This is a genomic window from Nocardia cerradoensis NBRC 101014 (assembly GCF_000308535.1).
GTDB lineage: Bacteria > Actinomycetota > Actinomycetes > Mycobacteriales > Mycobacteriaceae > Nocardia > Nocardia cerradoensis.
Genome location: NZ_BAFW01000181.1, coordinates 25,867 through 34,249, shown reverse-complemented (window position 1 = coordinate 34,249; position 8,383 = coordinate 25,867). Strand labels below are relative to the sequence as shown.

Annotated in this window: 7 protein-coding genes; 4 read left to right on the top strand and 3 right to left on the bottom strand. The window is 69.3% G+C overall.

Annotation, left to right across the window (positions count from 1 at the left end):
* The coding region (locus ON23_RS37480; RefSeq protein WP_218001107.1) for a hypothetical protein at window positions 1-1,042 on the bottom strand (1,042 nt) is incomplete at its 3' end.
* A gap of 389 nt (window positions 1,043-1,431) precedes the next feature.
* Between ON23_RS37480 and ON23_RS19540 the strand changes: the two genes are divergently transcribed.
* From ON23_RS19540 to ON23_RS19525, 4 genes are read left to right on the top strand one after another with little or no spacing between them, the layout of a single operon-like run.
* Window positions 1,432-2,679, top strand: coding sequence for a sensor histidine kinase (locus ON23_RS19540; protein ID WP_083904088.1), 1,248 nt, complete (start codon window positions 1,432-1,434; stop codon window positions 2,677-2,679).
* Between the two features lie 28 nt (window positions 2,680-2,707).
* Complete coding sequence (locus tag ON23_RS19535) at window positions 2,708-3,658, top strand: undecaprenyl-diphosphate phosphatase (RefSeq protein WP_039779927.1); 951 nt, start codon at window positions 2,708-2,710, stop codon at window positions 3,656-3,658.
* 7 nt (window positions 3,659-3,665) lie between these two features.
* Window positions 3,666-4,325 carry a response regulator gene (locus ON23_RS19530; RefSeq protein ID WP_036503935.1) on the top strand — a complete coding sequence of 220 codons (660 nt, stop codon included), beginning with the start codon at window positions 3,666-3,668 and terminating at the stop codon, window positions 4,323-4,325.
* A gap of 51 nt (window positions 4,326-4,376) precedes the next feature.
* Window positions 4,377-6,269: a serine/threonine-protein kinase gene (locus ON23_RS19525; RefSeq protein WP_051042889.1), complete on the top strand. Its 1,893-nt coding sequence runs from the start codon at window positions 4,377-4,379 to the stop codon at window positions 6,267-6,269.
* Between the two features lie 25 nt (window positions 6,270-6,294).
* Here the strand turns inward: ON23_RS19525 and ON23_RS19520 are convergent, their stop codons facing one another.
* Window positions 6,295-7,326, bottom strand: coding sequence for an ATP-dependent 6-phosphofructokinase (locus tag ON23_RS19520; RefSeq protein ID WP_039779926.1), 1,032 nt, complete (start codon window positions 7,324-7,326; stop codon window positions 6,295-6,297).
* 146 nt (window positions 7,327-7,472) lie between these two features.
* Window positions 7,473-8,348 (bottom strand): serine hydrolase, encoded by an 876-nt coding sequence (locus ON23_RS19515; RefSeq protein WP_039779925.1) that lies wholly within the window; start codon window positions 8,346-8,348, stop codon window positions 7,473-7,475.
* Window positions 8,349-8,383: the final 35 nt, after the last annotated feature.

Below are 8,383 nucleotides of genomic sequence, written 5' to 3'. Positions count from 1 at the left end.
TCGTGCCCTGCGTCGCTGTCCTTCGTCGGTCGCTCGCCGGTTGGGTTCGCGAAATCTCGCGTCGCGTACCCGGACGTTGCAATGGTGAAAGTTCCAGCGCCGCAACGGCCGGCCGCGCCCGCTCCGCCGCCCATCCGCCGGCGCCGCCTCCCGCCGCCGCGGTCGCCGGAGCGCCGGGCCATAGACCTATCCCGTCGAAACCCCGCGCGATAACGCGGCGTAGCTGAACAGCGTTGCGCGACAGCCACTTGCGCGCCCCTCGGGCGGTCCGCGATGCCGCCGCACCGATGTGTGCGGCGGGGAGAACGCGCCGGTCGTGATTGCCGGTACTTCCACCCGAGCGCCGACGCCACCTGCGCGCGGCCGATGCGCCGCGATTCGAATCCGACCCCGGCAACGACGAACTCGACGGTGGCGCTGTGCATTGTCCTTCCCGGCGCGGCCGGACGGTGCGGCGGACGATGGCGAACAACGCCGCCACCATCAGCAGCACCATGCCGACGCGGACCAGGATGTGGGCGAGTTGCGGTCCGAGTTCCGTTCCGGACAGCTGCCGGCCGAACAGGTATTCGGGCATCGGCGCGGCGTAATTCTGGCGGCGGGAGTTCAGATCCACCGCGGCGGTGGCGACCGACGCCATCGTGGTGCAGCGGGCGCGGGCGAGCAGGTCGTCGCGCGTATCGCAGGCGGCGAACATCCGGGTTTCGAGGGCGTTGTCGATGGCTCGGCGCGCCCAGGCGCCCAGGGGGTGGCCGCGGAGCTCGGCGTAGCGCAGCAGGTCGTAGCCGAGGTCGTGTGCCTTGCAGGCGGTGTCGAATTCGGCGGGAAGCGGAACCGGCGAGGAGCACTCCCCGGACGGGTCGACCGGCATTCCGGCCATCTCGACGGGCCGATAACCCTGTGTCGCAGCGAAATCCGCCGGAATCACCGCCAGCCCCGGCCGATCACCGGTCAGCGCCCGCACCGCATCCCGCGCGGCCGTGTTCTCCGACGCGGGCCCGATCTCGGCTGCCCCCGCTCCCGGCGACAACGCCACCAGCATCGCGATCACCGCCGCGACAACGGCCGCAACGCCGACGCCCCCGCGCACATACCCACGCCGCCAACGACTTACGAAGCGCTCGTACCTCCCGTCCCGACCGGGCCTCGCGGCCGACGACATACCGTCATCCCCACGCCACGCACGACGGCCGCCGTGGCTCGGTCCAATGCCCACCGTGGTCCTGCTGCCCCCGCGCGGCGACCCATCCGCAATTTCGCTCATGGCGGTCGAAGGTAGGAATCGGGAACCGGCGCGCACGTCCCGCTGCGGATCGATTTCGGCACCGCTACCGGGGTGCGCGCGGTCGGCGGTCTCATACCCGGGTAGGGGGCGCGATGTCGATCCCGGGGGTGAGGACGGATCGCCGGGAAGTTCCTAGGCTCGTCACCATGACACGGGCGATACGAGTGGCGCGGCAGGCGCGGGCGGCGGCGCGGACTCCGGGCCGGGCGCGGCTGTGGTTCGACATGGCGACGGTGGTGGTCGTGGGAACGCTGTTCGCGGTCGGCTGGCCCACCCTGCACCTCACCCATCAGGTGCCGGCCGGCGCACAGCCGTTCATCGCCGCGCTGGCCGTTTTCCCGCTGGTGCTGATTCGCGTCAATCCGGCTCTGGGCTGGGCCATCTCCGCCGGCGCGGCCCTGCTGATCGCGCTGGCCATCCCGCATCAGCCGGGCAACGATCTGCCGTTCCAGGTCGTCCACATCCTGGTGTTGTTCGCGTTGCTGTTCGCGGTGGCGGTGCGGGCGCCGATGCAGATCGTGCTGATCGCCTGGATCGCGTCGTCCCTGTTGTTCGCGACCACCATGGCGGGAACCAGCTCGTTCGCGGAGGCGGGGTTCGGCTGGCCGCTGGCGATGACCGGGCTGGTCGGATTCGGTTTGCTGGTGCGCTGGCTGGTGCTGTCGCGGCAGGCGCTGGTGCGTCAGGAGGAGCAGAACGAACTGGAACGGGCCCGCCGCGCGATCCTCGAGGAGAAGGCCCGCATCGCGCGCGATTTGCACGACGTGGTCGCTCACCACATGTCGATGGTCGTGGTGCAGGCACAGACCGCGCCCTACCGGGTGCCGGACGTGTCCGAGGCGGCGCGCGCGGAATTCGACTCCATCGGCGCGTCCGCCCGGGAGGCGCTCAACGAGATCCGCAGCATGCTCGGCGTCCTGCGCAGCGACGGTCAGCTGCCCGAACACGCCCCGCAGCCGGTCGCCGCCGACGTGGTGTCGATGTTGGACGGTGTGCGCCGCGCGGGTGTGCACATCGACTGGACCATCGACGGTCCGCTCGCCGCGGTTCCCGATACCGTCGGCCTCGCGCTGTACCGGATCGTGCAGGAGTCGCTGTCGAACGTCTCCCGGCATGCGCCGGGTGCGGCGGTCACCGTGACCGTGACGGTGACCGCGCAGGCGGTGGAGGTTCTGGTGGCCAACGATGCCGGGACGGGCGGGGCGCCGGTGGGGAGTTCGGACGGCAGCGGCATCTCCGGCATGCGGGCCCGGGCGGAATCCATCGGCGGCATGCTGGCCGCCGGCGAGCGCTCCGAAGGTGGCTTCCAGGTGTACGCGCGGTTACCGATCCACGTCGAGGAAGGAACCGTCGAGGCAGCCGCCGCGACCGCCCTGCCGGGCGCGCGGAACTGAGCCGGCCGTCGTGTAAGACTTAGCGGCGATGCTCACCTATTTCCAAGCCATCGTGATCGGCGCGCTGCAGGGCGTCACCGAATTGTTCCCCATCTCCAGCCTGGGCCATTCCGTGCTGGTGCCGGCCTGGCTGGGCGGCAGCTGGGAGAAACTGGTCACCGAGGGCGACTCCGACAACGGCACTCCGTACCTGGCCTTCGTGGTCGCCTTGCACGTGGCGACCGCGATCGCGCTGCTGGGCTATTACTGGCGGGATTGGCGCGACATCATCGTCGGCTTCGTGACCACGCTGCGCACCCGGCGCATCGAGACCTCGTCACAGCGGCTGGCCTGGCTGATCGTGCTGGCGACCATTCCCGTCGGTGTGCTCGGCCTGTTGCTGGAACATCCGCTGCGCACGATGTTCGCGACGCCGATCTACGCGAGCATCTTCCTCACCCTCAACGGTGTGGTGCTGATCGTCGGCGAGGGCCTGCGGCGGCGCAACGCACCGTCGCTGGCCGAATACGGTCGCCGCTTCGCCGCCGACGAGGCCCGAGCCGACGCGCAGGCGCGCGGTGTGGCACTCGAGGAGGACCTCGAGGTCCCCTCCGACGAGCGGCTGGCGGCACTGTCGGTCAAGGATGCCCTGGGCATCGGCCTGGCCCAATCTGGTGCGCTGCTGGCCGGATTCAGCCGCTCCGGCCTGACCATGGTCGGTGGTCTGCTGCGCGGACTCGACCACGAGGACACCGCGAAATTCGCCTTCCTGCTCGCCACTCCGGTGATCCTGGCCGCGGGTGTGCTGAAGCTGCCCGAACTGGCCGGTCCGGAGGCCGCCGGAATCCACGGACAGGCGCTGGTCGGCGCGATCGTCGCCGGCCTCGCGGCGTGGTTCGCGGTGCGATTCCTGGAGCGGTTCTTCAAGTCCCGCACGCTGCTGCCGTTCGCGGTCTACTGCTTGGTGGCGGGCCTGCTGTCGATCATCAGATTCCTCTGAGGCGGGTATGCCCATCACCGTATTGATCGCCGACGATCAGGCGATGGTCCGGCAGGGGTTCGGCGCGCTGCTGGCCGCCCAGCCCGATATCAGCGTCATCGGCGACGCGGCCAACGGCGCGATCGCGGTGGCCGAGGCCAAACGGCTGCGACCCGATGTGGTGCTGATGGATGTGCGCATGCCGGAGATGAACGGGCTCGAGGCGGCGCGCGCCATCCTGGCCGCCGGTTTCGATCCGCCCGTGCGGGTGCTGATGCTGACCACCTTCGATATCGACGACTACGTGTACGAGGCATTGGGGTTGGGCGCCAGCGGATTCCTGCTCAAGGACGCACCCGCGGACGAACTGGTGCGCGCGGTGCGCGTCGTGGCCGAGGGGCAGGCGCTGCTGGCGCCGACGGTCACCCGCCGGTTGATCGCCGATGTCACTCGCCGTCGCGCCCGCCCCAAACCCGCGCCCGCGCTGAACGCGTTGACCCCGCGCGAACGCGAGGTGCTCGAGCTGATCGCCAAGGGCATGTCCAACACCGAGATCGCCGAGGCGCTGTTCGTCGCCGAGCAGACAGTGAAAACCCATGTGTCCAAGGTGTTTTCCAAACTCGATCTGCGCGACCGCGCGCAAGCCGTGGTGATCGCCTACGAATCCGGCCTGGTCACGCCGGGTTGAGCGATCCGGGTAGGATCGCCACCTGGTACGTCGCCGGAAGGGGGAACGTAGGTGTTGAACAACGGTGACGTGTTCGCCGGCTTCACCGTGGAGCGACTGCTCGGTCAGGGAGGGATGGGATCGGTCTATCTGGCGCGGCATCCTCGTCTGCCCCGGTTGACCGCGCTGAAACTGCTGAATCGTGAGCTGTACACCGATGCCGAGATTCGCGCTCGCTTCGAACGCGAGGCCGATCTGTGCGCACAACTCGACCATCCCGGCATCGTCGCCGTCTACGACCGCGGCGTCGAGGACGATCAGCTGTGGATCTGCATGCAGTACGTCGACGGTGTCGACGCCGCCACGGTGAATCCGCTGACGCTGCCGCCCGAGCGCGCGGTGCAGATCGTCGAAGGTGTCGCCGACGCACTGGATTACGCGCACGGCAACGGTGTGCTGCACCGGGATGTGAAGCCCGCCAACATCCTGCTGGCCCGGGCGGTGAGCGGCAAGGGGGAGCGGGTCTTCCTCACCGATTTCGGAATCGCCCGGCTGCGTGAGGATTCCACGCATCTCACCCAGGCCGGCATGTTCACCGCCACCCTGGCCTACGCGTCACCGGAACAGATGACCGGTGTGGAACTCGACCACCGTTCCGATCAGTATTCGCTGGCGTGCGCCCTGTACTGGCTGCTCACCGGAACCGGACCGTTCGACTCCGAACACCCCACCGAGGTGATCCGCGGCCACCTGCAACTGCCGGTCCCGCCCGCCAGTGCGCGGCGCGCCGGACTGTCTCCGGCGATGGACGGGGTCATCGCCCGCGCCATGGCCAAGCGGGCATCCGAAAGATTCGGCAGCTGTAGGGAATTCGCGGCCGCCGCGCGGGCGGCGCTGACCGCGCCCGCGGGGATGCCGACGGCGAGCGGTGCCGCCCCGACCATGATCCGGCCGGGCGGCCCGGCACCCGTGCAGCCGAACTCGGCGCGAGTGCCCGCCGGACCGCAGCCCGGAACCCACACACAGGGATACCCGCCCGCGAACGGTGCGAGCGCGCCCGCCGGACCGCATCCCGGCACCCATACCCAGGGGCACCCGCCGGCGAACGGTGCTCACGCGCCGACCGTGGTTCCCGTTGGGGGACAGCATTATTCGTCGGCCGCGCACACCGCCGGCCCAGCGAATGCCGCGTCCGCCCGGGTGCCGATGCCGGCCGCGACCCACTCTCCGGCAGCACCTCCTGCGGTGATGTCATCGCCCGCAAGGCATTCTCCCGCAGGGTATTCCGGGCCGCCGCCCGGTTACCCGCCCGCCCCGGGCTACGGGCCGCAGCCGCGCAAGCGCTCGGGTGCGATGGTGGCCGCGATCATCGTCGCCGTGCTGGTGGTGGTGGCCATCGTCGTCGCGGTCGTCGTGGTGGTGCTGCAGCGGAATGAGAGCAAAGGTGCCGAGGGTTGGCTGCATGAAACCCAAGCCCTCGACAAGGAGGCGGCCACCATCACCGAGCTGTTTCCCGCACTCGCGCTCTCGGGCTCCGAGCGTGGATACAACGGTGCGACCTGCATCCGGAAGCCGAACGGGCAGAATGTGCTGGCCTTGTCGGGGGCCGATCTGGAGCTGGGAAAGTGGACGATCGGCTGGGACTGTGTGAACGATGGCGACACGCCCAGTTATGCCGTCCTGAAGTACGCTTCGCCCGCCGATGCTCAGGCAATGGTCGCTCAGCTGACCGGTTCAGTGCAGGGCAGCGGCAGAACCGGCACCGTCAGCTATACGAGCCACGTCAACCCGCCGAATTCCGCGGCGCTGTACCACCGATGGGTCGTGCTGTCCTTCGGCCCCGACTCCGAGCGGGGCCGATGTCTCGTCATCGCGAGCAGTTGGTATTCCTCGGTCATGAATTCCTCGGACGGACTCAGTGAGTCCGAATTCGCCGCGTGGTGGCGGAAGATGCCGCTGGAGTGAGAGGCCGGCGCGGCGCCGGCCTTCCTCACCCGAAGAACGCGGCGGCTTCCCCGTGCCGATCGTTCGGCACCAGTTTGAGCTGCTTCGTCGCCTCCGCCAGCGACACCAGACCGATCTCGGTGCCGTGCAACGCCACCATCTGGCCGAACCGGCCGTCGTGGACCGCTTCGGCGGCGTGCAGGCCGAACCGGGTCGCGAGAACCCGGTCGTAGGCGGTGGGTTTGCCGCCGCGCTGCACATGGCCGAGCACGGTGGTGCGGACCTCCTTGCCGATGCGGCGTTCGATTTCCACGCCCAGCTGGTGGGCCACACCGGTGAACCGTTCGTGCCCGTATTCGTCGACCCCGCCCTCGCGCAGGTGGAACGAGCCCTCGGCGGGTTTGGCGCCCTCGGCGACCACGCAGATGAAATGCGAATCACCGCGCTGGAAGCGGCGTTTGATCATGGTGCACACCTCGTCGACGTCGAAGGGCACCTCGGGGACGAGGGTGAGGTGGGCGCCGGAGGCGATGCCGGAATTCATCGCGATCCAGCCGGCGTGGCGGCCCATCACCTCCACCAGCATGACGCGCTGATGCGATTCCGCGGTGGTGTGCAACCGGTCGATGGCGTCGGTGGCGATGCTGACGGCGGTGTCGTGGCCGAAAGTCGTGTCGGTGCAGTCGATGTCGTTGTCGATGGTCTTCGGCACGCCGACCACCGGCACACCTTCGTCGGAGAGCCAGTGCGCGGCGGTGAGGGTGCCCTCCCCGCCGATCGGGATGAGGGCGTCGATGCCGTTGTCGTCGAGGGTGCGTTTGATGCGGCCCAATCCCTCGAGCAGCACGTCGGGATTGGTGCGGGCCGTGCCGAGCATGGTGCCGCCCTTGGTGAGCAGCCGGTCGGTGCGGTCGTCGTTGTGGATGTGGATCTTGCGATCCTCCAGTAACCCGCGCCAACCGTCCTGGAAGCCGACGATCGCGTCACCGTAGCGGCCGTTCGCAGTGCGAACGACAGCTCGGATGACCGCGTTCAAGCCTGGGCAGTCCCCGCCTCCGGTCAAGACTCCGATGCGCATGCCGCTATCTTGCCGCGCCCGGGCGCGCGGCGCAGCCCCGCCCCCGTTAACCGGCGGTTACAGCAACCGGCTACCACAGACAGGAGTCACTGCTGATGCTGTTGCGCGGGCGCGCAGTGGTGCTGTTGCGCGGGCGCGCAGTGGTGCTATTGCGCGGGCGCGCAGTGACCGGCTGGAAGGTCGTCGAGATGTTTGGTGATCAGGCCCGCCATCTTGTTGAGAATCTGGGTGCCGTCGTCGAAGGTGCCCGAGGTCGCCTGGGCGGCAAGGGAAATGGCGACGTCGCCGTTGGGTGTGGTCAGCAGGCCGAATTGGCGGACCAGGTAGTTGCCGCTCGGATCCGGCCCCCAGCCACCTTTGAAACGGGTGTTGTCCAGATGTCCGAGGCCCCACTGCTGGCCCCAGACCACCTTGCCCATGAGCGTGGTCACGGTGTCGGCATCGGGCAGGCAGGGCAGCCGCGCCGCCCAGCGCACCTGGTCGGCCAAGGACCAGTCGGCCTGCCCGAACGCGGAGTACTCGGCACGCGCGCGGGTCGCGGGGACGGTCGTGGTGGTGTCGCCCCCTTCGCGCAGCACCGACTGCACCGCCTTGGCCGCGGCGTCGGGTGCGCCCAGCGCCTGCCACAGCCCGTCGGCCGCGGAGTTGTCGGACTCGGTGATGGCCGCCGACATCTGATACGTGCTGGTGTTGCCGTTGGTGCGCAGAACGGCAAGGGTCAGCGGGACTTTCATCGTCGACCAGGACGGCCCGGTGGTCCAATCGCCCATCTGTGCGGTGCGCTGGCCGCCGACCGCCATGATCGCCATACCGGCGCGTCCGTCCAGACTCGGTCGCAGCGCGGTGAAATCGGCTGCCAGCGAACCCGGCAGCGCGAACATCGTGACGGGAGCGGACGAGGTGCTCGCGCGGGTCGTGGTGGTCGCCGCGGGGGTGTCGCCGGCGTTCGAGCAGGCCGCCGGGCTCAGTAACAGGCTCGCCCCGAGCAGCGCTGCCGCGCGGCGGCACACTCGAAAAGCCATGGCCCGCTTCGTGCTCGGCCGGAGTGGTGCGTGCA